This is a genomic window from Enterococcus sp. 4G2_DIV0659, from assembly GCF_002140715.2.
Classification (GTDB): domain Bacteria; phylum Bacillota; class Bacilli; order Lactobacillales; family Enterococcaceae; genus Enterococcus_L; species Enterococcus_L mansonii.
In genome coordinates, this window is sequence record NZ_NGLE02000001.1 from 1,230,905 (window position 1) to 1,254,518 (window position 23,614).

At 35.5% G+C, this 23,614-nt stretch carries 22 protein-coding genes; 4 read left to right on the plus strand and 18 right to left on the minus strand.

The genetic code is table 11. From position 1 onward, the window contains the following. The first annotated feature begins 86 nt into the window (after nt 1-86). Entirely contained in the window at nt 87-1,397 is a 1,311-nt protein-coding gene (gene hisS / locus A5880_RS05740; RefSeq protein ID WP_086331162.1) for a histidine--tRNA ligase, read from the plus strand. A gap of 281 nt (nt 1,398-1,678) precedes the next feature. Here the strand turns inward: hisS and fabZ are convergent, their stop codons facing one another. Then, on the minus strand, nt 1,679-2,113 hold the full coding sequence (gene fabZ / locus A5880_RS05745; RefSeq protein ID WP_086331161.1) for a 3-hydroxyacyl-ACP dehydratase FabZ: 435 nt from the start codon (nt 2,111-2,113) through the stop codon (nt 1,679-1,681). 2 nt (nt 2,114-2,115) lie between these two features. Continuing rightward, complete coding sequence (fabF, locus tag A5880_RS05750; protein ID WP_086331160.1) at nt 2,116-3,354, minus strand: beta-ketoacyl-ACP synthase II; 1,239 nt, start codon at nt 3,352-3,354, stop codon at nt 2,116-2,118. A 301-nt stretch (nt 3,355-3,655) separates the two neighbouring features. Between fabF and fabI the strand changes: the two genes are divergently transcribed. Continuing rightward, a complete protein-coding gene (gene fabI, locus A5880_RS05755; protein ID WP_086331159.1) occupies nt 3,656-4,408 on the plus strand; it encodes an enoyl-ACP reductase FabI in 753 nt (250 codons plus the stop codon). 80 nt (nt 4,409-4,488) lie between these two features. Here fabI and A5880_RS05760 read toward each other — a convergent pair whose 3' ends face one another. The 14 genes from A5880_RS05760 to A5880_RS05825 all read right to left on the minus strand — a co-directional run bounded on the left by A5880_RS05760 (nt 4,489) and on the right by A5880_RS05825 (nt 19,046). Further along, nucleotides 4,489-5,580 carry an acyltransferase family protein gene (locus A5880_RS05760; RefSeq protein WP_086331158.1) on the minus strand — a complete coding sequence of 364 codons (1,092 nt, stop codon included), beginning with the start codon at nt 5,578-5,580 and terminating at the stop codon, nt 4,489-4,491. A 1,559-nt stretch (nt 5,581-7,139) separates the two neighbouring features. Next, complete coding sequence (locus A5880_RS05765; RefSeq protein WP_086331157.1) at nt 7,140-7,943, minus strand: helix-turn-helix transcriptional regulator; 804 nt, start codon at nt 7,941-7,943, stop codon at nt 7,140-7,142. Between the two features lie 245 nt (nt 7,944-8,188). Then, nucleotides 8,189-9,730 (minus strand): ABC-F family ATP-binding cassette domain-containing protein, encoded by a 1,542-nt coding sequence (locus A5880_RS05770; RefSeq protein ID WP_086331156.1) that lies wholly within the window; start codon nt 9,728-9,730, stop codon nt 8,189-8,191. 486 nt (nt 9,731-10,216) lie between these two features. Continuing rightward, nucleotides 10,217-11,473 (minus strand): hypothetical protein, encoded by a 1,257-nt coding sequence (locus A5880_RS05775; protein ID WP_086331155.1) that lies wholly within the window; start codon nt 11,471-11,473, stop codon nt 10,217-10,219. A 192-nt stretch (nt 11,474-11,665) separates the two neighbouring features. Further along, nucleotides 11,666-12,769 (minus strand): NADH-dependent flavin oxidoreductase, encoded by a 1,104-nt coding sequence (locus A5880_RS05780; RefSeq protein WP_086331154.1) that lies wholly within the window; start codon nt 12,767-12,769, stop codon nt 11,666-11,668. A gap of 86 nt (nt 12,770-12,855) precedes the next feature. Beyond that, the gene (locus tag A5880_RS05785; RefSeq protein WP_086331153.1) at nt 12,856-13,224 is read right to left on the minus strand and encodes a MarR family winged helix-turn-helix transcriptional regulator; all 369 of its coding nucleotides are present in this window, start codon (nt 13,222-13,224) and stop codon (nt 12,856-12,858) included. 107 nt (nt 13,225-13,331) lie between these two features. Beyond that, on the minus strand, nt 13,332-14,174 hold the full coding sequence (locus tag A5880_RS05790) for an ABC transporter permease (protein ID WP_086331152.1): 843 nt from the start codon (nt 14,172-14,174) through the stop codon (nt 13,332-13,334). Beyond that, nucleotides 14,155-14,910, minus strand: coding sequence for an ABC transporter ATP-binding protein (locus A5880_RS05795; RefSeq protein ID WP_086331151.1), 756 nt, complete (start codon nt 14,908-14,910; stop codon nt 14,155-14,157). The genes A5880_RS05790 and A5880_RS05795 overlap by 20 nt, the downstream gene beginning before the upstream one ends. Nucleotides 14,911-15,190: 280 nt before the next feature. Next, the gene (locus tag A5880_RS05800) at nt 15,191-15,598 is read right to left on the minus strand and encodes a DUF3021 domain-containing protein (RefSeq protein WP_086331150.1); all 408 of its coding nucleotides are present in this window, start codon (nt 15,596-15,598) and stop codon (nt 15,191-15,193) included. Further along, nucleotides 15,595-16,044 (minus strand): LytTR family DNA-binding domain-containing protein, encoded by a 450-nt coding sequence (locus A5880_RS05805; protein WP_086331149.1) that lies wholly within the window; start codon nt 16,042-16,044, stop codon nt 15,595-15,597. Before A5880_RS05805 ends, A5880_RS05800 begins: the two co-directional genes overlap by 4 nt. 82 nt (nt 16,045-16,126) lie before the next feature. Continuing rightward, nucleotides 16,127-16,618, minus strand: coding sequence for an AraC family transcriptional regulator (locus tag A5880_RS05810; protein ID WP_086331148.1), 492 nt, complete (start codon nt 16,616-16,618; stop codon nt 16,127-16,129). A gap of 43 nt (nt 16,619-16,661) precedes the next feature. Beyond that, complete coding sequence (locus tag A5880_RS05815) at nt 16,662-17,054, minus strand: helix-turn-helix domain-containing protein (RefSeq protein ID WP_086331147.1); 393 nt, start codon at nt 17,052-17,054, stop codon at nt 16,662-16,664. A 266-nt stretch (nt 17,055-17,320) separates the two neighbouring features. Continuing rightward, nucleotides 17,321-18,505, minus strand: coding sequence for an AbrB/MazE/SpoVT family DNA-binding domain-containing protein (locus tag A5880_RS05820; protein WP_086331146.1), 1,185 nt, complete (start codon nt 18,503-18,505; stop codon nt 17,321-17,323). A gap of 100 nt (nt 18,506-18,605) precedes the next feature. Next, a complete protein-coding gene (locus tag A5880_RS05825; protein ID WP_086331145.1) occupies nt 18,606-19,046 on the minus strand; it encodes a GNAT family N-acetyltransferase in 441 nt (146 codons plus the stop codon). Between the two features lie 145 nt (nt 19,047-19,191). Between A5880_RS05825 and A5880_RS05830 the strand changes: the two genes are divergently transcribed. Continuing rightward, nucleotides 19,192-20,061, plus strand: coding sequence for a hypothetical protein (locus A5880_RS05830; protein WP_086331144.1), 870 nt, complete (start codon nt 19,192-19,194; stop codon nt 20,059-20,061). Between the two features lie 111 nt (nt 20,062-20,172). Continuing rightward, a complete protein-coding gene (locus tag A5880_RS05835) occupies nt 20,173-20,583 on the plus strand; it encodes a hypothetical protein (protein ID WP_086331143.1) in 411 nt (136 codons plus the stop codon). 195 nt (nt 20,584-20,778) lie between these two features. Here the strand turns inward: A5880_RS05835 and A5880_RS05840 are convergent, their stop codons facing one another. Both A5880_RS05840 and A5880_RS05845 read right to left on the minus strand, forming a co-directional pair. Then, nucleotides 20,779-21,987, minus strand: a complete 1,209-nt coding sequence (locus tag A5880_RS05840) for a WxL protein peptidoglycan domain-containing protein (RefSeq protein WP_086331142.1) — start codon at nt 21,985-21,987, stop codon at nt 20,779-20,781. A 159-nt stretch (nt 21,988-22,146) separates the two neighbouring features. Continuing rightward, on the minus strand, nt 22,147-23,460 hold the full coding sequence (locus tag A5880_RS05845; RefSeq protein ID WP_086331141.1) for an NCS2 family permease: 1,314 nt from the start codon (nt 23,458-23,460) through the stop codon (nt 22,147-22,149). Between the last annotated feature and the right edge of the window lie 154 nt (nt 23,461-23,614).

The window sequence follows — 23,614 nt, forward strand, 5'->3', positions numbered from 1 at the left end:
ATCCTCTGTTATTGTTTGTTAATCCAATCTTGTCCAAAGCGAGATTGGATTTTTTAACATAAATAAAAAAGATTGGAGTGACCACGATGATGTATCAAAAACCTAAGGGAACTCGAGATATTTTACCAGGTGAAAGTGAGAAATGGCAGTATGTGGAGCAAAAAGCTCGCGAAGTATTCAAACGCTATCAATACAAAGAAATCAGAACACCGATTTTTGAACATTTAGAATTGATTACCCGAAGCGTAGGTGAATCAACAGATATTGTCACCAAAGAAATGTACGACTTTAAGGACAAAGGCGGGCGACATATCACTTTACGACCAGAAGGAACTGCCCCTGTCGTTCGTGCCTATGTCGAAAATAAACTCTATGGTCCAGAACATACAAACCCATACAAAGTTTATTATATGGGACCAATGTTTCGCTATGAACGTCCCCAAGCAGGACGTTTGCGTCAGTTCCATCAAATCGGAATTGAAGTCTTAGGCGCTGACAATCCAGCTATTGATGTTGAGGGGATTTCTGTGGCATTGGCTCTATTCTCTTCTTTAGGTTTAAAAAAATTCAAACTAGTAATCAACAGCTTAGGCGACCAGGACAGTCGACAAGCCCATAGAGCAGCTCTTTTAGACTACTTAACACCTTTAGAAGATCAACTAAGTTCTGATTCAAAACGTCGCTTAAAAACGAATCCTTTGCGTATTTTGGATAGTAAAGAAGAACAAGACCAGCCAATCGTAGCAGATGCGCCTTCTATTTTAGACTACTTAAATCCTGAATCAACCACCTATTTTGAAACGGTCAAGGAAATGTTGACAGCATTAGATATCCCATTTGAAGTTGATAGCAATATGGTACGTGGACTTGATTATTATAACCATACAATCTTTGAGATTATGAGTGATTCAGAAGCTTTCCAAGGAGTAAACACAACGATTTGTGCTGGTGGACGTTATAATGGATTAGTTGAAGAAATTGGCGGCCCAAGCATTCCTGGCTTTGGTTTTGGTAGTGGGATTGAGCGAATCATTTTGACCCTAGAAGCAGAGCAAGAGAAAAAACACTTAGATAATGCCATTGATATTTATGTAGTCGGCATGGGAGAACGCTCCTCTTTAGAAACCTTAAAATTGACGGAACACCTTCGTAGAGCGGGATTTTCAGTTGAACGAGATTATTTAGCCCGTAAGGCCAAAGCACAATTTAAGCAAGCTAATAAATTAGGCGCAGCATTCACCGTGATTCTTGGCGATGAAGAACTTGAATTAGGACAAGCAACGATTAAAAATATGGCCACTAGTAAAGAAGTTCACTATAATTTAAATGCGTTGTATAACCAACCAGAAAACATTTTCCAAGAGTTAGGATACAAATCAAAAGAATCTGAGAAATAACTCTAACAGTTACATCTCAGACCTCTATAAACTGAATAAATGGTGGAAACAAAAGTAAGTTCTTCGGAAATAAGAAACTCATGAAAACTGGAAAATAGAGCCTGGAGCATAACTTAAAAGTTATGTTTCAGGCTCTTAGTATCAGAATGAACGGTGGGAGCAGAAGCAACTCCTTCTTATTGCTGTAAAACACAACGAGGTACGAGTTGATGTTACACAGTACCTACTAGATTCTCGGAGTTAGACGCTTCTTTTCCAACCTTCTAACCTTGATATGTTTTTTATCTACCTACAATAAAAGTCAATTCACATTCACAAACTTTTTTATCTTCAACAAAAGCCGTTGCTTTTCCGATTCCAACATAGTCTCTGATTTTCACGATTTCAAAATGTAGTTTCAATACATCACCTGGCACTACTTTTTGACGGAATTTTGCTTTATTGATACCGCCGATATAGGCCGTTTCACCATTGAATTGATCCATTTTTAAAATCAAGATTGACCCTACTTGCGCCAACGCTTCAATAATCAAAACACCTGGCATTGTTGGGTTTCCAGGGAAATGTCCTTGGAAAAATTCTTCATTGATCGTTACGTTTTTTGTTGCGATAATTTTTTTCTCTGGAATAATTTCATCCACATAGTCGATAAAACAAATTGGGTATCTGTTTGGAATCATTTCCATAATTTCTGTTGCATTCATTAATCTTGTCATTGTTAGTTTTCCTCCCATTTCTTCATACAAATAACGCCATTGTGACCGCCGAAGCCGAATGAATTGCTGATTGCATATTCTGCTTGAACGGAGCGTGAACCTTCTGTTACATAATCTAAATCACATTCTGGATCTGCTTCTTTATAGCCAACGGTTGGATGCGCTACGCCTTCTTGTAATGTCTTCACACAAGCAATCGCTTCGATCCCTCCGGCTGCACCTAGTAAATGTCCTGTCATACTCTTTGTACTTGAGATTGGAATCTCATACGCACGTTCACCAAATACTCGTTTTAAAGCTGCGGTTTCTGCAGCATCATTAGCGGGTGTTGAGGTGCCATGTGCATTGACATAGCCCACTGCTGAGGCATCAATTGACGCTTCGGCTAACGCTAATTCAATCGCATCTGCTGCGCCACTTCCATCTTTTAATGGTGCGGTCATATGACTAGCATCACAATTACTACCGTAGCCAACAATTTCACCTAAAATCGTTGCACCACGTTTTTGTGCATGCTCAAGCTCTTCTAGCATCAACATACCAGCACCTTCGCCCATAACAAAACCATGTCTTTCTTTATCAAAAGGAATCGATGCTCTTGTGGGATCTTCAGTTGTGTTTAATGCACTTAATGCCGCAAAACCAGCAATCCCGATTTCACAAATCGTCGCCTCTGTTCCTCCTGTAATCATCACGTCAGCCAAGCCGTATTTGATTGTGCGGAAAGCTTCTCCGATCGCATTTGTCGCTGATGCACAGGCTGTGACGATTGTTTGAGAAGGACCTTTTGCCCCAAGTTTGATTGAGATATTTCCTGAAGCCATATTGGCAATTACCATTGGTACGAAAAATGGTGTTACTCGTTTGGCTCCTTTTTTATCCATCACTCTCACTTGATCTTGTAACGTTGTCATACCGCCGATACCACTACCTACGATTACGCCAAAACGTTTTGGATCAATGCTTTCATAAGTCAAACCACTCATATCCCACGCTTCTAATGCAGCAACTAGACCATATTGAGAAAATAAATCCATCCGCTTTTGCTCTTTACGATCAAGCACACCACTTGGATCAAACTCTTTGACTTCCCCAGCTAAAGCAACACCAGTATCTTCAGAATCAAATTTAGTAATTTTACCGATTCCTAATTTTCCATTAACTAAATTTTGCCAGTATTCTTTCACCGTATTTCCTAAAGGAGTCACCGCTCCCATTCCGGTTATTACAACTCGTTTCATCATGCACCTCCGCTATTGTTTTGATGTTCAAATTAAAAAAAACTTGCATAACCAACACTTTTTTGTTTAAATTTAAGTAAAATAGTTTGACTTTCAAAGTATTTTAGTTAATAATTCAGACATCCGATAAAATGTCTGTCTGGTTAGCATTATCAATTCGAGAATTATATTATCATTCTCAAACAGATAATACCAGTTGCAATTTTATCCGTCAACTTAAATAAAGTTAGAAATTTAGATTTTATTAAGATGCACGAAACTCTTCACACACTAAAAATAATACTTAAAGGGGAAAAATCATATGTTTCTAAAAAATAAAAAAGTCGTCGTAATGGGCGTAGCAAACAAAAGAAGTATCGCTTGGGGCTGTGCCAAAGCCTTAAAAGAACAAGGGGCAGAAATTATCTATACGTACCAAAATGAACGCATGAAAAAACAAGTATTAAAACTAGCTGAACCAACTGATCTACTTGTTGAATGTGACGTTTCTTCTGATGAATCAATCGCTCAAGCATTCAGCACGATCCAAGAGAGATTCGACAAAATCGACGGTGTTGTTCATGCCATCGCATTTGCCAACAAAGAAGAATTAGACGGCAATGTCAGCGACATCACTCGTTCAGGTTATTTATTAGCCCAAGACATCAGCAGCTACTCATTATTAGCGGTTGCTCACTATGCAAAACCATTATTAAATCCTGGTTCTGGAATTGTTACGATGACCTATTTAGGATCAGAAAGAGCAATCCCTAACTACAACATGATGGGAATCGCCAAAGCTTCTTTAGAAACAGCTGTAAAATATCTAGCCTATGAATTTGCTGCAGATAAAATCCGTGTCAACGGTATTTCAGCAGGTGCAATCAAAACATTAGCTGTAACAGGTGTGAAAGATTACGATCAATTAATCAAAATTTCAGAAGACCGTACACCAGATAAAGCTGGCGTAACAATAGAAGAAGTCGGAAATACTTGTGCCTTTCTTGTCAGTGAATTAGCGGCAGGGATTGTTGGTGATATTATTTATGTGGACAAAGGGGTTCATTTAACTTAAGCAAAAAAAAAGCTGTTGTTGGGACAAACACTAATGAAGGCTATGCCCTTATCATCGTTTGTCTCAACCGCAACTTTACTTTATCTTTTTCCTAAATTCAGATACCCGTTATTGACCCTAAGCATCATCTGTAAACCAAAATAATAGCCTGGCAGTTGCTTACTGATCGTAATCATTAATGAACTTAGTAAATGCGTAGCGACCAATGTCACGATCAACTGCAACCAACTATTCGCCAAAAAATGATAACTATCCACTAAACTTGCCGCCCATAAAATACATAATGGATGGATGAAAAAATAATATTTTCCTAAGTCTCGTAACTGTTTAAAATCAACAGCTATTTTAAGATTCAATGTCATACTCCAACAGAAAAAGATCGCCGTAAATGGAATAAGTGACCACATAAAGTTTTTATCGATTCCTGTATTTGCATAAACGATCAATCCTTCACCGACTAATAATCCTCCAAAAAGCACAACCAACAATCCAAAATACTTCTGAAACGCAGCAATCTTTTCATGGTAATCCCATAAAAAATACCCAACAACTACAAATACCAAAGTAAAGAACAATCCATTACGAGTCGTGATAAATAAATTCAAGTACTGATCAAAAAAAGCTTTCAACGGTTCAAATTCAATATACCCATAATACGTTTCTAACGACCCAAACAGACTCAAAATAAACGTTAACCCAAACAACAGAGCATATCCTTTTTTCTTAATGAACCAGTGAGCAAAAATGAGTCCAAAAATCATGGCTGGAATATACCAAAGATGGTAATACGTTCCTGTATAAACCAATCCTGCCAACAATGCTATTGGATATAAATACGGCTCTAGTGAATAATTCTCCTGAATCCACACAAACCCAATCGGCAAATAAATCAAACTCCAAAATAAATACGAGCGAATGGACGACGTTACATACCTTTTCAAATACCCCGGCGAACCATCATATCCTCTTCTAACAAAATAACTCGTTGAAATCAAAAAATACGGAACAGCAATTCGACATAACACATTTTTAAACAAATGATGAACAACGGGATCTTGGATGACCCGTTCACAATGAAAACAGATAATTAAAATCGCTGCGCCATATTTTATTAAATCGATACCATTATTACTGTTGGTTTGTTTGCTAACTTGCGTATTGATACCACTCACCCCTGACTTTCATAAAAAAGCTACAATTAAATGTACTCTTCCCTACTCCTATTACATTTAATTGTAGCAAAACAGACGCTCGATGTTATCGGCTTTAAGTCTGAGATTTGCTCACTTCTTTAGGACTATTTTTATGAGTCAAAAAAGGAACGGAATATCATCGTCCCATTCCTATCTCTCTTCTTTCATCAACTTAGTTTCACTTTCTTACAATTTTGCTCTTTTATTTGCTATAACTCTACACTTTAAAACAACGCAGCAAACAGCTAAAGATTCTTGGTTTCTGTCGATATATTCTAATTATCTCGCTCTATATAAAAAAACACTATTTAACACCCGAATATTTTCTCTCCTACTATAATAATCGCTTAAATTTTCCATTTTTTCATGAATAACTACAAGACGAAAAGACGAGATTTTGCAAGTTATTTCTCCACTTTTTATATGCTTTTGTCAAATTTGTCCATTCCACGAGGAACATTTTGACAATTCAAAAAAAGTTATTGACTACCCTTGTACCTTTAAGTTAAGATAATATTACAACAAGAAATAAAAAAAGGCGCCCTGCAGAAGGACAGTAATCCTCTTGCAGAGCCCTGTATTATCAGCATGAACTAATAATACAAGTTGCCTCGTCAATATAACTATTGACTGTTATCATTGTACTAAATGTTAGAAAAGATTACTAGTCCTTTCTGCATATTCAATGAAACTAGTTGATATTTCTTTAGCGAACGCTTCATGGTATTAGTTGCTGACTAGTACCATTTTTTTGTTGTCCTAATGAGTCAGATAATTAGAGCGAAAAACAAAATAAACAGGCACTCTACAAAAGGACAGTAATCCTCTTGCAGAGCCCTATATTATCAGCATGAACTAATAATATAAGTTGCCCGAGTCAATGCATTGACATATTCATTTTACCTAATTTTTGTAAGAAATACTAGTGTTTTTTTACAATTCAAGGGATTTGAATAGTTAATGGTTATTTATTGAACTTTTGCACGGTATTAGTTGGTGACTAATACCGTATTTTTTCGCTCTTTTTATAAATAGTAAACACCAAACTCCTTTCATTCGAATACCTTTTTTTCATATTCTAACACTTGGTGTTTACGAGCTGGAGTTACTAGGATCAACTGCTCGCCATACTTTTACTATTCAATCAAAAAAAGGTTTGCCAAGTCAATGCGTATACAATTAGAAGAAAAAATCAACATGCAAATAATTATTTTCCGAGTTCCATGATTGAATGACCAAAAGTAGTCCATTGTTCCTTGTGACCCAGTAAAGTAAGAAACTGATTTTTTTAGCTTCTTACTTTCCCGATAAAAAATAGCAGGCTTTGCAGAACTTGCTATTTCAAACAGCTGTTTGCCAATTAATGTTTTTACCAAAACATGTCAACCATTTATTCACACATATGGTAAATAGCTGTTTGTTTTTTATTTTATCAGAAAGCACACTGCTCTTTCAATCACTGATTCCATTAAACCATGAATGACCGTGTGCCTGAATAAATGTTACTTCTGATTTATAAAAGTCTTGGTGGCCTTTTACTACCTAGAAAAAAGCTGGATAGCATCCGCCTGAGACCGAATAGCTTCAACAGATTCTTCTTCATTTAATAAGTTTAAAGCCGCTTTAAATGTTGGATCTACATTAAGTTTTATAGAAGCAAACGTCTCATGATGCCAAATTTCATGGGCTACTTTCAACGACTCTACCCAAAGATGGTACTCTTGATCCGTTGTGATAATATCGATCAATGTTACAAAATTTCCTCCTACATTCCGAATATACTTGCCAAATTGTAGGTTTACTTCCTTAATATCCTGAAGAGGAAATACTGCAATCTGTTCGTCGACAGCGGCATTTACGACCACTTTTGCTTTTCCAATTTGCTTGATGGACACTTGTTCACTGCTAAAGCTACACAAACAATTTGCATAACCAAGCAATTTTGAAAATGTCGCTTGTGGAAATAGCTTATCTTCGATTTTTACAAAGGTATTTACTCGTTTCCCTTCTAAAAACAATGGTTTGAGCTCTTGAGTGTAGGCGCTGTAAAATGCAGCATTCTGATTCTCTTGCTTATTTTGATCCATAGAATTGTGCCTTCTTTCTTTCCCTTCGAACAAGCTTCTAAAGAAACCAGACTTTTTACGTCCCAATAAATTATCTACGCTACTATTGAAATACTCAGAAAGTCGAACGACGTTCTCTAAATCTGGAAGACTTTTTCCAAGTTCCCATTTAGAAATCGTTTGGCGCGAAACTTTCAGATAGTCAGCCAGTTCCTGTTGTGAGATATCTCGTTCTTGACGGAATTTTTTAATTTGTTTGCCAATTTCTACAGTCACTATAATCGACTCCTTATTTTGCGTCTACCTTTTTCACCGCACAAATACGTTGCTTTCCTTGATTATACATGAAATCTTTACGCAACGATGCGTTGCATGCTAATTTAATCCTATTTTTAGTCATTCACTAATCTGCGTTACAAAAATCTCCACCACATTTATATTCATCAATAAATGCAGTAGAGATAGTCTTTGGTTAGTGCGTTTCACCTTAATTAGTTTTCGCTTTTTTAATTTCTAGAGTATTATTGTCTCATCAAATGTTTATCCGCAATCGTATAAACCTGATCAGCAATTGGTAAATAAAACTCTTCATCATTTGAAATCACTAAAACACTTCCCCTAAAAGCTTTTAAGGCATCTTGCAAGGATTTTCTTGAATCGACATCTAAATGGTTCGTCGGCTCATCTAAGATCAGGAAATTACTTGGTTGCATCGTTAGATCACATAGTTTCACTTTGGATTGTTCTCCACCGCTTAGCATGTATAGATTTTTTGAAGCAATCTCTCGTTTTAATCCGCATTTTGCTAATTCACGACGAACATCTTCATACGTTAGCCTCGTGTATTTATTGGCTAAGGCTTCGATCGGTGTCCATTCAATATTTTCCCATTCGATTTCTTGTGAATGGTAGCCTATAGCGACTTGTGGGGAAAATTGGGCTTTTCCAGAAATCGCAGGAATCATTGAAAGAAGTGTTTTTACCAATGTTGATTTACCCAAGCCATCTGCACCGGTAATCACTAATTTCTCTCCTTTTTTGATTTGTAAATCACGTACAGTCAACAAAGGTGATTTATAGCCTACTGTCAATTCGTCAATCGTCATAACATTTGGTGAGCTTTGCGGCAATAGTTTAAAAGAGAAATTCGATTTAACTTTCTTTTCAGGTTCTTTCAAGCGATCCATTTTTTCTAAATGTTTTCTACGACCTTGTGCCATTTTAGTTTTAATACCAGCGATATTCTTTTGAATAAAGGCTTCTGTTTCTTTAATTTTTCGTTGTTGGGCCTCAAATTGACTTTGATACGCTTCTGCCAAGTGCGCTTTTTGTTTTAAGAAATCGTTGTAATTACTGTGATATTTTTTGATCGAACCAAAATCGATATCACAGATGCATGTTGCAATGTTGCTTAAAAAGTTGGTGTCATGAGAAACAATGATAAAGGCATTTTCAAAGCCATTTAGATAATCTGTCAGCCAGTCAATATGTTCCTGATCTAAATAGTTCGTCGGCTCATCTAAGATTAAAACAGATGGTTTCTCCAACAATAATTTTGCCAAAATCACTTTGATTTGATCCCCACGGTTTAGTGCACTTAATGGTTGGGTCGCATCCGTAATTCCAAGGCCTGCAATAGCTTTACTGATGTCATTTTCTACTTCATAAAATCCTTTGAGTTCTAGCTGTTCTTGATACGTTGCAGCTCTTGTTAAAAGCTGTTCATCCCCTGTTTCACTATATTTTTCATATAATTTTACCATTTCTTTTTCGGTGTTGAATAACTCTTGATAGGCAGACGTTAAAAACTCACTAATTGTCAACGACTGATCCATGTCCACATACTGATCTAAATAACCTAAAGTAGCAGCTGGATTCCATGAAATCGATCCGCTATCTGGTAAAACATCACCTAAGAGCATCTTTAATAAGGTACTTTTCCCTGCACCATTTTTCCCAACGATGCCCATGTGTTCATTACTGCGAAGAGTAAATGAACTGTTTTCGTAAAGCTGTTTATCTGGTACTGCATAGGTTAAATCTTTGACTTGTAATAATTCCATTTTAATTTCCTCTTTCATGTGGTTTCTTTGCATTTTTTACTAAAGAACATACAAAAAAGACCCACAGACAAAATGTCTAGGGCCTTTTTAATCTATATATCCTTCAGTAAATAGGTACACTAAAAACATAGCACACACGCGCTATTTTTAAGCATACTAAATTTACTGATGAATAAGAAAAGCTCTTACGCTTTCCGATTAAGCTCCATACAACACTTCATCAAAAATAAGTTGTAGGGAGCTAAGAGTTGAAATAAATAATACGTACATTTGAAACACCTTCCTCAGAGGTTACTTTATCATTTTGGAAAAAAATAGTCAAATGCAGGATAAATGATGGTAATTATCACTAGTCTATATGAGTCAAATGAAAGAGATATAACATCCATAAGCTATTCAGCTTCTAAAAAATTGTTTGAATTAATGAACTATCACTATTTTTCTACTTAGCTCTATTTATTTTTACTCATTCTACGATAAACGCGATTATAACTTAAACGTAATATCCCCTAATTTTGTCATCGTAGCAAAACGTTCATCCATTAATTTTACTTCTAGCTCAAATTCTTTTTTCTTAAATGTTTCATCGTAATCTTCTTTGTTTAAAGCAAAAACAAGATACGTTTCGCCTTCTTCCCCAATATCTACTAATGCTTTCTCCGGTTTTTCTTCTAACATCCCTTGACTTAGTACTTTGCCAAGGCTGCCGATTTTTAATCCACCTGACATATTTTCCAATCGAACTTTTTCTTTGCCTTCATTTTTTATTTTTACTTTCGCGGTTAAAAGGACAACCCCTGATTCGAAGTCCTTGAATCTCGCAGCAGTATCTTCATTTGGCTCAAAATCTACGAATTGATACCCCTCTAATACCACCTTGATTCCTTCAAAATCAACTGTTTGCTCTGTTTTTTCAGCACTAATCATTTTTTTCACACCCATGTTAGCAGCACTAGCTTTGTCTGGGTAAAATTCTCCACTCTCACTAACGGTTTGCTCCCCTTCAGTACTCACTGGTATTTTTACTTTTTCCGATTCGTAAATTGCATCAGCTTTAGAGTAACTATCTGGTTTTGAATACAGTCCTGCTGTTTCTATCGTTACTTCTCCATATTCTTTGATTTTTTCTACTGCCTCTGGTCGAATAGCATACGTAATGTAGCCTGTAACTTTTTCACCCGCTTTAACTTCTCGTTTTTGCTTAAGCATGATGCTAGTAAACAGTGGATACTCTTCTTCTATATCGTCGTTAATCAAGCTTTTCGTATATGTCAGACTGCGATCATATCCAACCACGGATAGATCAAAACCAGAAGCTGTATACACGCTTTCGTTCGATTTATTTTCAACCTCAGCTTCTAAGATCACTATCCCGCCATTTTTTGTTTGATCGCCAAAAGGAATACTTAAATTTCTGGAAAAATCTTCAACTTCATAATATTCATATCCTTTGATCCTTACCTTGTACTCATCGGTGCCAAAGTTTTGCTCATCAGTATTTGCATAAATTGAAGACATTTTTTCTGCTTCGATATTCTCTTGAATCGCTTTGGCTAATTCAGCGAACGGTGTTTCTGATTTCTTCGTTTCTTTACTCGCCTTAGTACTTTCTTTGGTAGCACTAGTACTGCTAACCGCCGTTGATGAAACTTCTGTTTTGACTTCTTTTTTCTGATTGTTTCCGCAAGCTGTTAAAACGGCTATTGAAAGTAGGATTATTGAACGTAATACGATTTTTTTCATTTTATAACTCCCTTTAAATTGTGTCTTACACTAGTAATACCTTTCAAACGGAAAAAGGTTACACTATTTTTAAATTTTTTTAGATCTTTCAAAAAGAACGCAAAAAAAAGGCTGAAACAAACACATTTTCTTTTTTAGTGTTTGTTTTAGCCCTTTTTTGCCGCTCTATAAATTGCCTAGTTTTTTCTTTTTCTAATTAAGTCGTTCAGGCATCATTCCTTCTAAAAATGCCCAAACACCATTACTGATTCTTAACTCTTCTTGATCATAGTGTGAAAGTTCTGTCCGAATCAAGTGGTCTTGTTTATCTAAAACTTTTTGCGCCCAATGTGGATCAATCAATACTGCTCGTCCCACTGCTGCTAAGTCTGCAGAGGTTAAAATAGACTCAACATCTGCTCCATTCCTAATATCGCCAACACCAATTAGTGGGAGACGACCATTAATTGTTTCATTTATATACGCAATAATTGGTTTGTCTTTGAACGCATCATTTACAGAATGATTTCTATAGTTGCCAACAGATAAGTGCAAATAATCTAGTGGTTTATTAGACAACTGATCCACTAAATACAACGTATCACTTAAACGAATCCCTGGTTCTTCGTACTCTTCTGGCGAAAAGCGATACCCAACAATAAAGTCTTTAACACCTGATTCATCTACTACACTTGTCACGCCATCTACAAGTTCATTAATAAATTTGATTCTTTTTTCTAGTGTTCCGCCCCAATCATCTGTTCGTCGGTTCGAATGTGGAGAGAAAAATTGTTGAATTAAGTACGTATTTGCACCGTGGATTTCTACACCATCAAAACCTGCCTTGATGGCTCTTTCTGTCGCTTTTTTAAAACTATCTAAAATAGTAAAAATTTCTTCCTCGGTCAATTCTCTAGGCGTCTGTGCATCTGGTCTTTGTGCAGCAACCGCACTTGGTGCAACAGGTTGATTTCCCCCTAACACCTTAGAATCCGTCATTCGTCCAGCATGAAAAATCTGAAGAATCGCTTTCGTATGGTTTTTCTTGATCGCAGCAGCTAATTTAGAAAGCCCTGGAATAAAACGGTCATCATATACACCTAATTCACCTTCCCAGCCTTTCCCACTTTCGTGTACATTGGCCGCTGCAGTGATCACTGCGCCAACTTCCCCAGAACGTAACTCATAATGAGCAATCTCATCATTTGTTACTACCCCATCAAAAAAAGACATTTTAGTGGTCATAGGTGCAACAACCAGTCTATTTTTCAAATGCAATCCTCGTTTAAATGTAATTCCTGATTCTAATTTATCCATTTGAATTTCCTCCTCCTGAACTTGCATGCGCATGCATCTATATTTAGAATAACCAAAAAAGGACTAAAAAGCAATGTTTTAGTCCTTTATTTAAAATTTTCTTCTAAGATAGCCTGTACATCTTTTTCAATCGCTATTAATTCTTCTAATCCTTGATCTGTTAAATCAACATAAAATCCACGCTTATCAGCAGAACAATCTTTTTTTATAATCACTTGAGGCTCTTTTTCTTCTAAACGTTTAATCAGACGGGACAACGCACTTTGACTTAAACACAAATAGTTTCCTAGATCATTCAAGCGCATATGGCATCCATTTTGATGAAGTTGATATAATGCATAATACTCACTAATCGTCAGTTGGCTTTTTTTCTTTAACACGTCTTCTAATTTTTTTTCGACAGTAGAATGTTTTTTTGTATAATCTAACCACTGTGAAATCAGAGGTGTATCCATTTGATCATTCCTTGCTAATTATTCTCTTTAACAATTCCATTTTGCTTGTTTTTAGGAGAAATGTCAAAGGTTACAAAAAATGACTATAAGGTCTGACGACTAAATACCTAGCGTTTGACTTCTATTCTTTTCACATTGAACAAAGCAATTCCCAAGAAGACAAGACTTGAAACAATAAGTAGCGCAATCGGGATGAACACCTCATGAGAATAGTTCATTACAATTCCTAACTCTTCTTGTACAACTTTCATCGCTTGTTGATCGGAAGAGGCAAAAGCATTTTCTGTAAAAATCCGTCTAATCAAAACAACCCCACTTGTCAGTGGAAAGTATTTAACCACTAATTGCGCTGTTTCAGGTAAGCTTCCTATCGGCACATAACAACCTGTTAAAAAGCCTAATAACGGCCCAATGATTGAGGTCATCGTAGAAAAAGTATCAATACGACGGAAAAAACTAGCAACAAAAAACATAAACGCAGAAGAACAAAAAACGGTCAAAAGACTAACTAAAATCAACAAAGCAAACTGGCTTATAGATAAAAATGCACCATTTGAAATAAACACAAGGTAACACTCAGCGACTAAAATAACCGCTATCGTAATCACAAATGAAATCAAGAAGGTACTAAAGAAATACCCCAACATGATTTTACTTTTAGAAATCGGCGAAATCATAAAATCAGTATACACATTTCGTTCCTTATCACGAATCATCAAACTAACCGAACCTAGTGTAGAACTAGCAGAAGCAATGCCAATCACTCCTGCTAACATCCAAGTATCTATCACTAATTGTGGATTAGCTAAAACAGACAGTTGTTTTACTAAGCTATCTCCTAATAAAAATACGTATAATACGATCATAATCAATGCACCAATAAATGAACCGACAACGGCTTGTTTGTTTTTAAAAAATAATAGTAACCCTCTATACACTAATGCGTTCATCTTGCTCTCTCCTTTTTTCGACAGTGGTTAAAAAGACATCTTCTAATGTGCCACAATCATAGGCTTCCTTTAATTTTTCTGGTGTATTATAAGCCATAATTTGACCTGCCCCTAACATTAAAATATTTGTTGAATCCCTCGCTTCTTCCATGTAATGAGTAGTCAAAACGATGGTCATTTTATATTTTTCCTTTAGTTTATGAATCAATTTCCACATATCCGCTCTAGAAACAATATCTAACCCTGTAGTTGGCTCATCCAAAAACAATAGTTTAGGTGTATTTAGTAAAGCTCTAGCGATATCTACCTTTCTTTTTTCACCACCAGATAAAACACCGTAACGTTTGTTTAACAGATGCTGTCCTTGCACATCTGTTAACTTTTCATTCGCTAAGTCTTTCGCCTTCTTCCAATTATTTGTATAAAAGTAAGCCCTTATTACTAAATTATCTCTGACTGACAACTCTTGATCTAAAATACTATTTTGAAAAACGACTGAAATCAGTGATTTATGTTCGATAGAATTGGAATCTAGTTGCTTGCCTTCTAGTAATATCTCACCTGAATTAGCTTTAGTTAATCCTAAGATCAATGAAATTAATGTAGATTTTCCAGCACCATTTGGTCCGAGAATTGAAAATAATTCTCCCTCTTGGATTGAAAAAGATATATCTTTTAAGACTTGTTGTTGATGGTACTTCTTCGCTATATTTGTAATCGTTACAAGTTCTGCCATATTATTTACTCCTTTGCTTTGGTTGATAAATCAACTATAAGCAACCGTTGAAGCAAAAACAATCGACTTTGTCTAAGTGGTCGAAAAAGGCAACTAAGATGCAAAAAAAGGAGTGTAAGACAAAAATAAAAAATACTTTTTGTCTCACACTCTAAAACTGAATAAACGGTGGTACAAAAACAGCTCTTTAGAAAATAAGTCGAAATTTCTCGGAGCTAAACGTTTTGATGTGACCTCACTATAAAGTTGAATACATGGCTTGAAAATATCAGTTGTTTTTTCATCCCTTCTTTTTCTTTTGAATATACTGATTCATTTCATCAGCCTCTTTTTTATCATTACTGAACATAATAAATTTGATAAAGAAAAATATAAGTAAGACAATAATAAAGTTGCTCACTAAGCCCTTGACCCCAAGCTCCCAGCTAAAGAAAAAATCGCCAATAATAATCATCATAAATATAATACCGATATAGATAAATTGATTAACAATCATCCGTTGATTTGAGTATGTTTCGCGATCCTCAACCAGAAATAGCAGCAAGCCCGAAACGATAGAAACGAATAACGAAAATTCGATGATATTAAACAAAATTGCTTTATTTAATAGCAGATTCATAACAACTTGGATTGTAAAAACCATCGATGTTAGACGGAAAGCTTGTTTCAAATACGCAGCAATTTTCATTTTTTACGCTCCATTCCTAGCCCTTTTTTTAAATCTGGCACATATTTTCTAGATATAGCCACTCGCTCCTCATTGGTTAATAACGCTTCAAAACGACCACTAAAAGTAGGAGAGATTGCTTTAATCGCTTCGATATTGAGCAACATAGATTTTGATGTTCGGATAAATTTAAATGGTGCTAATTGCTCTTCCAGTTGATATAATTTATCACTACTTTGACAGACTAAATCTTGAGTATAAATAAAGCTTTTTTTATCCACTACTTCAATATAAAGAATGTCGGAAATAGGTAATTTGTAGAGCGAACCCGCTTCTTCTCCTAGAAGAAATTGGTCTTCTTTATTTAAGATGGCTAATACATTTTCCAATGCGGGTGTTAGTTTATGAACCTTAAATTTAGCTAGTTCCTCTTCATTAGAGTCAATAAATTCAACGCTTGTTTTCACATTTGTATCCTCTTTTATGGTTAATTTTGCTTATTATATCACATTTTATAACGTAACTTTTCACTTCTCGAATCTTATACTTTTAAAGAATCGGAATATAAATATCCGTTAGACTAGTGTCTTTTAGATTCTTAGGTGGTTCTGTGATGTACATTTCAAATGGCACTGCATCTCTGGATTTAGCTTTGTCTTTAAACAACCATTCTTGATACATATACTGCCAAGCTTCACCATACTGAGTAGCAGATATATCAAAATGCCCCACTCCAAATTTACCTGAAATACTGGATTCGCAAATAGTCCCACTTTCAATTACTTTTGCATCTTCTGAAATTGTCATTGCCACGCTAGTACGAAGATTTTTCTCATTTGTAATAAATGGGTTGTCGTCATAGATCGTCAAAACCTTTGTTTGATCAGGAACAATTAGCTTATTTTCAGTCGCAAAGTCAAATAATTCCTTGAATAGTTTTCTACTATGTTTCCTAAACTCAACATAGCTCCCTCTAAATCGATTGTAGATAATTCGTTGGTTGTTTAGTTCTTCTGTGGTAATAGTGATTGGTTTAATCATAATAATCGTCCTCCTTGTTTTTTAATCTCTCTTACAGCTCCTATTATTCCATGAACCTATTTGCATTTCTTGACAATTCTTGCTGTTTTCTATATTTTATTGGACTTACACCAAAATGTTTTTTAAATGTTCGACTAAATGAACTAGAATCACCATAGCCATATTCCATAGCAACAGTGGTGATGGATATTTTAGGACTGACACATAAAAAAATGGCAGCGCGTTCTATTTTAACTCTAGTCACAAATTCATTGATTGTCTCTGTAGAGTATCTCTTGAAAATCCTATGAAAATGAAATTCAGATAATTTCGCGTGTTCTGCTAACTTCTTTAAAGACAGCGATTCTTTTAAGTTTTGTTCAATATAATCCTCTGTTTTATTTATTAAACGGATGTAGGCTTGCCTAGAAATCAGCTCTTTCGTTTGGTTGTTCACTTTACTACACCTTATCTACTAATCACTCGTTGAACTTTAATGAAGAAGTAGTGATTAATCTTTCCTTATTTAATTTAGAGTCATTATAGCATAGCAAAAATACATCAATGAATGGAAGAGGGGACAACAGCATTGAACTTCTAGATAAAAGAAAAAATCCACGAAAAATTTTTTCAAATTTTTGTGAATTTCTCCTTCGCTTTGATAACGGTGCTTCTATTCCAAGCGTTTATTCAGTTTTCCACTGCATAAGATACATTCAAAAACTATTTTTCCTCTTCCACTTGTTTCACAGTTGTTCGGAAGGAGTTGTTCAAATTCTCAGCCATTTTCTGCAAGTTTTGAAGTAACAAAATGATCCAGCTAAAAGCCAGCATAAATGACAACAATTCAAATGCTGTCAGTGACAGATAACTCGTCCATTGAAATAATACAACCACTACAACTAACACCGCTGCAATCATATAAGAAATCGATAAAAATTCTTTGGTTACATGAGGTAACAGCCACTTAATCCCCACAATCAAAACAACGATCAAATAAACAAGATAGCCAGCAACCTGATTATGAACCCCTTGAAACGGTCCTGTTTCTGTATAAGGAAATAACCCGACAGCTCCTAAATCCAACGCTGTCACTGTTAAAAGAATTCTCAAAATCAGCAAACGTTTACTATGAGGAATCGTTTTTTGCAGTTCAACAAACAGACTATCTATTAAAGCGACCATCAACAATGCCGAAAACATCAACGTAACATTGAATTGCCAACTATTTTTCGCCTCAATCGTTCCTAAAAAGCTAAAATTAAATTGCCACCATTGATAATCTCTATTTGTAATCATCGCAAGCAAGACACCACCAATAATCACAAAAATCAGCAACCTGGTCAACTTAGAAGGCGTAATCGATAAAGCCGAGTAAATCATAAAATAATTGACCGCTCCAACAAAGATGAAAAAAAGAAGCGTTGCAGTATATCGATCAAACGTAGCACCTGTAAAGACCAGATCAATGACTTTGAAAAAAACTAACAATGAAAAGAGTAAAATGACTATAAATGACAACAAAATCGCTGGAAAATTCCGCCAATAAATATCATTGGATTTCGTCGTGATTTGGTTTCTCTTGCCCTTCACGAAGAAAATCAAAAAACTGATCACACCACTTAACGTCCCCAGAGAAAGAACAAAGTTAGCAATGGAATAAGGTCCGACCAACGCAATTTGCGGTCGATTATAAACAAAGAAATAACCTAAAAAAAACAGGCTTACTATTATCGTCGGAATCAAAAACCATCTAAGTGACAATGTTTGATTGCCCGCTCGTTTCTTCTTAGGTTCAATCACTATTTTTTGATCTTTAATACTCAACATTACTTCATCTTCATTTTCTAGCTGAAATTCCTGAACTATTTTTTCTGGTAATGTTATACTAAATTGCTTCTCTTCCATGCCCATTCCCCCTACACATAACTTATCATCTCATAAATAGTATAGTTATCTTAGGTTAAATGCAACAAAAGGGCTCTTCTGCAAACAACATTGTTCTTGCTTAGTTTATCGAATAACTCATAATATAATCCGTTGTTTTTAACGTCTTGTTTATTAGTGGTTCCGACTCTACTATAAAGCCACATTTTTCATAAAATGGTCTAGCCGTTTCCCGCGCCTGTACTTTCAGTTCTTTATAGGCATTTTTTTTAAGGTCAGCGATAAGAAACGTAACTAAGCGCCTTCCATAGCCTTGATGTTGATAGACAGGTTCTACTGCAAATGCCGTTAAATTCGCAACGCCTTCTGCCCCTTTATAAACACTTAACGTTGCAATAATCCGATTGCCTGTTTCCCACCCATAAAAATCATTCTCTTTTTCAATTCTCAAATCCTCATCAAAAATATTTTTCCCCAAGGGCTTTCTTAACACCAAATTTCTAAGGTGTAAGGTTTGCTCGTAATAGGTTTTATCACTCGTTTTATATTTTATTAACTGCATACACTCATCCTTTTTTTATTAATCCTATATTTACATCCACCTATTTTTTACGTAGAATATGAATTACACGTCACAAAAAGGCGCTTTATATTGCCTTATATGCCGGATACACGCCCAATTATATCATGGAAAAGAGGAGCATTTAATGAAAAAACCGTTGTTGCAAAGAAAATGGGTATGGATTGTATTTACACTAATCGTCGGGTTTACTTTCCTTATTTTCAATTCTGAAAGAAAATTTGAAGCACAAAAAAAGGAAAAAGCACGGCAAGAACTAAAACTGGAGAAAAAGGCCAAAAAGTTACTGAAAAATAAAATAAAAGTGCCCGATCCTTACTTTAAAACACAGGAACAAGTATCAGCAGAGTATAAAGCAAAAGGATTGAAAATCAACTACGTCGTTTCTAATTTTGATGATAAAGCGACAATAAATAAGCGTTTTTTAAGAAAAGGAGAATGTGATCAATTGTCTCAAGATAATGGAGCGACCTACTATAATAGCTCCGAAGTTGGACTAAAAAATGCTGGCTACTACGCTGAAAAAGGAGACACTATTATCATAGGTTATTCGGATCATGATTTTGATGGTACTAAAAAAGAAACACCTGCGCCGAAAAAGGCTAAAGAAACGGAGAAATCTACTCTCCCATCCTCAACAAACGAAACATCCGAATCTAGTAACCAAAAGACGTCCGCAAAAAAGAACGCCTCACCATCACTTCCTGATGAGGTTGTTGACCAAGTAACTGAATTGAACAATAAATATGATCGACTCATTGAAAAAGTCAAAGGATACGCAGCTACACCTAGTACCTACACACTGTCTGAATACTCAACATTTATGACCGATTACACAGATATTATTACTGATTTTGGAGAACTCTCAGAAACCATCCAAGAATATGGTGGTGATATTTCTAGCTGGAAAGGGTACGATAGTTGGATGAAAATAGTAGATAAAAATAATCAACTCCTGATTGAAACGGATAAATTACCTGCTGTATTTGCAGATTAATTAATATTTTCCAACAAAATTAAATAAATTTTTCTAATTTTACTATTTTAAGATTTCATACGTTATGTTATTCTATTTTAGTAACAAATTTTTTAATAAAAAGGAGAAATTATGGGAGTAAAAAGGTGGCCTGCAGTTAGCGTACTTTTAGCTATTGCAGTAAATGTTGTGAGTGTATTTTTACCGTTATATTCAGCGGGGTATCCAGGAAGTTCTACCTACATTACAGATAGCGGAGGCGGCGTTGGAAAGTTCGTGATAAGTATCTGTGCTTTTGTTGGTATCTGGTCGGTAGCAACTATTTTAACAAAAAAAAGATGGTTAAGCATATTAACTGGAATTGTAAGTATTCTTAGTTCTATTGTTCTTGCATTAGTAAATAGCTTTTTTCTGTTTAGTTTTAACAGAATTGATATCACACCAGGTCAAGGGATGATTCTACTATTTGTTGGCGCTGGGTTGTTATTTATTTGTGGGATAATCATGTTAGCGACTAGTAAGAAGCAAAAAATCCAAGTATGATTTTATCTAATCGTTCATTTTTTTAAACGTGACCAAGCTTATAAGTAATAGTTAATTTTATCATTATTTATTTGAATTTAAAGGGCGAAACAAAACTAACAATCCGTTTTGTTTCGCTCTTTTTCAATCCCATTAATCTAGCCCAAACCTCTTTTGGTGCAACTTTATTTTTATATTGTTATTTTAAGTCATCTCCTATTGAGTGATTTTGACTTCTTTTTCTTGTGTAGCAACTTGTCCATCTTCCAATTCAATGGTCATTTTCACGACATATTTACCTGAGCTGATTTCTTTTTGCTGATCTAATGCAAGCTCATACTCAAAAGAAGAATTCGGAGCCATTTTAAACCCTTCTTCTGTCTTTTTAATAATACTTTCACCTTCTTTTGAGAGCAGTTCAATAGTTAAATGTTTGAATACTTCTGTTTTAGCAATTGGATTTTCTATTTTCACCATCATTTCTGACAGATCATCGTCCGTCTCAATTTCAGCTATAGATAATTTATTGTCTTTCGGTGTTTGGCCAACAAATAGATGAACACCAGTAATGGAAGCATACCTATGTTGAGGTTTCTTATCACTATTTATCTTTTCTTCTAAGTGCCAACCGCCAAGTGCATCTCCATCAGTGATATCTTTTGGGATAGTGATAATCGCCGTTATCGTTTTCGTTTCTTTCGGTGCTAGTGTAAAGTTATTCCCTTCCTCAAAAGTGATATACTCTGACATTTTATGAGTCAAACTAGAATCATAACCCTCTGGATTGTCCTTATACTCAATCGTTCCTTTCTCACTCGTCCACGCACTATAAATAGCTTGCTCAATCGTTAATTCTTCCTCTTCTAAATTTTCCACATCAAGTTGAATCTTCTGTTTTGTTCCCTTTTTCGTTGTCAGCTCAAAATAACCAATGTCTGGATTGTCAGATGTATTATTCTTTTTCTTAGTGACGTTAAACTTCATTTTCCCATCTGTTGCTTCTACTGCTTGTTTTGTGTCTTTCTGTGCTTCTAATTCTTCTATTAACTCTTTTCCATACTGTTTTAGGGATGTAGAGCCTTTTTTAGAATCCACCAGTTTTACAGCTTTCTTTAGAGCTTTTGAATATTCTTTTTTCTCTTTCAACGCAACAGCCTCTTTATAAAGTTCCACTTGTTCAATCAAACTAGTCGCTTCTTCATCGTCTTTTTCATACTCCAATGCCAATTGGAATGAAGCAATAGCTTGGGTCAGGTCTTTATCCACTATTGCCTCTTTACCTTTTTCCATTGCTGAATCATATTTAGCTGTATTTTTCTCTTCACTTGTTGTTTCTTTTGTAGCTGTCGTTTCCTTTTTAGTTGAACATCCAGCCATGATGCTAAGCATTAAAAATAAACTTATCCCAATTATTCTTTTTTTCATTTCCAACTACTCCTTTTTAAAATTTCGTATTCCTTTCATATTATCCATTACCATTAGCATGAAATCAATACTCAATGAAAACTTATTTATAACAAATACATATAATATTTACAAAAAAACTAGTTAGCTTCCTTAACAGGACACTAACTAGTTTTTTACTTATTTTACATTCAAAATCCACATAAACCCAATGAAGACAAAAAATAGCACATACATAATTGGTGACACTTCTTTGCCACGTTTTGCTGCTACCATTGTGATTGGATAAAAAATGAACCCAAGAGCGATCCCATCAGAAATGCTATATGTTAGTGGCATTCCTAAAAGAATCATGAACGATGGAATAGCTATTTCCATTTCTGTCCATTTGATTTGGCTAAGAGATTGAGCCATCAATACACCTACAACAATTAATGCAGGTGCCGTTACTTGTGGCGTTACGACTGATAACAATGGAGAGAAAAATAATCCACCAATAAAAAACAGCCCCGTTGTTACAGCTGTCAATCCAGACCGTCCGCCAACTGCAATCCCTGCAGACGATTCTACATACGCCCCAACAGGAGATGTACCAAAAAGAGAACCTGCTAACATAGCCGTTGAATCAGCAGCTAAGGCTTTGCCAACTCGAGGCATCTTGTTATCTTTCATAAAGCCAGCTTGATTAGCTAACCCAACAAGCGTTCCTGCCGTATCAAAAAACGTAACCAACAAAAAGGTTAAAACAACAACCCATAGCTGTAAAGAATTAATGTCCCCTACATGTTTTAAAGCCACTAAAAAGGTTGGTTTAAGACTTGGAGCACTAGAAACAATCTTCGCTGGTGCTTGGATCAATCCCGTTGTTAAACCTAAAATCGTTGTCGCGGCCATTCCAATAAAGATTCCCCCTGGCACACGTCGTACCAACAAAATCGCAGTAATCACTAAACCAAAGATAGTCAGCCAAGTAGAGCCTACCGTTAGCGAACCTAACCCCACAAGTGTTGATTCATTCGAAACAATAATACCGCCTTCGCTCAATCCAAGAAAAGCAATAAACAATCCGATGCCTCCTGAAATCGCATATTTCAAATCCGCTGGTATCGCATCAATAATCAATTCACGTAATTTAAAAATGGTGATCAAAATAAAGATCAGCGAAGCCACAAAAACGCCTGCCAAAGCAGTCTCCCAAGGAACACCCATTCCCACACAAACAGAATAAGCAAAAAAAGCATTGATTCCAAGGGCTGGCGCTGTTGCTATTGGATATTTAGCAAAAATCCCCATCAAAATACACCCTAACGCACTAGCTAGCGCTGTTGCAGTAAACACAGCTCCTTCATCCATTCCAGATGCCCCTAGCACAGTTGGGTTTACAAATAAAATGTACGCCATTGAAATAAATGTCGTAAATCCAGCTAAAAACTCACGTTTAACCGTCGTGTTTAGCTTATCAATCTCAAAATAGGAAATCATTTTTTCTTTCACTTAATATCCTCCTAGAATCTGAACAATAAACTGTTCATAAAATTGCCATATAATAACTTAAACAACGTGTTCAATCATATAATAAACCATGGAATAAGTAAATAAAAAGGATGGGTTCTACGATTTAGATTATCCCTTGTTAACTATCTAATAA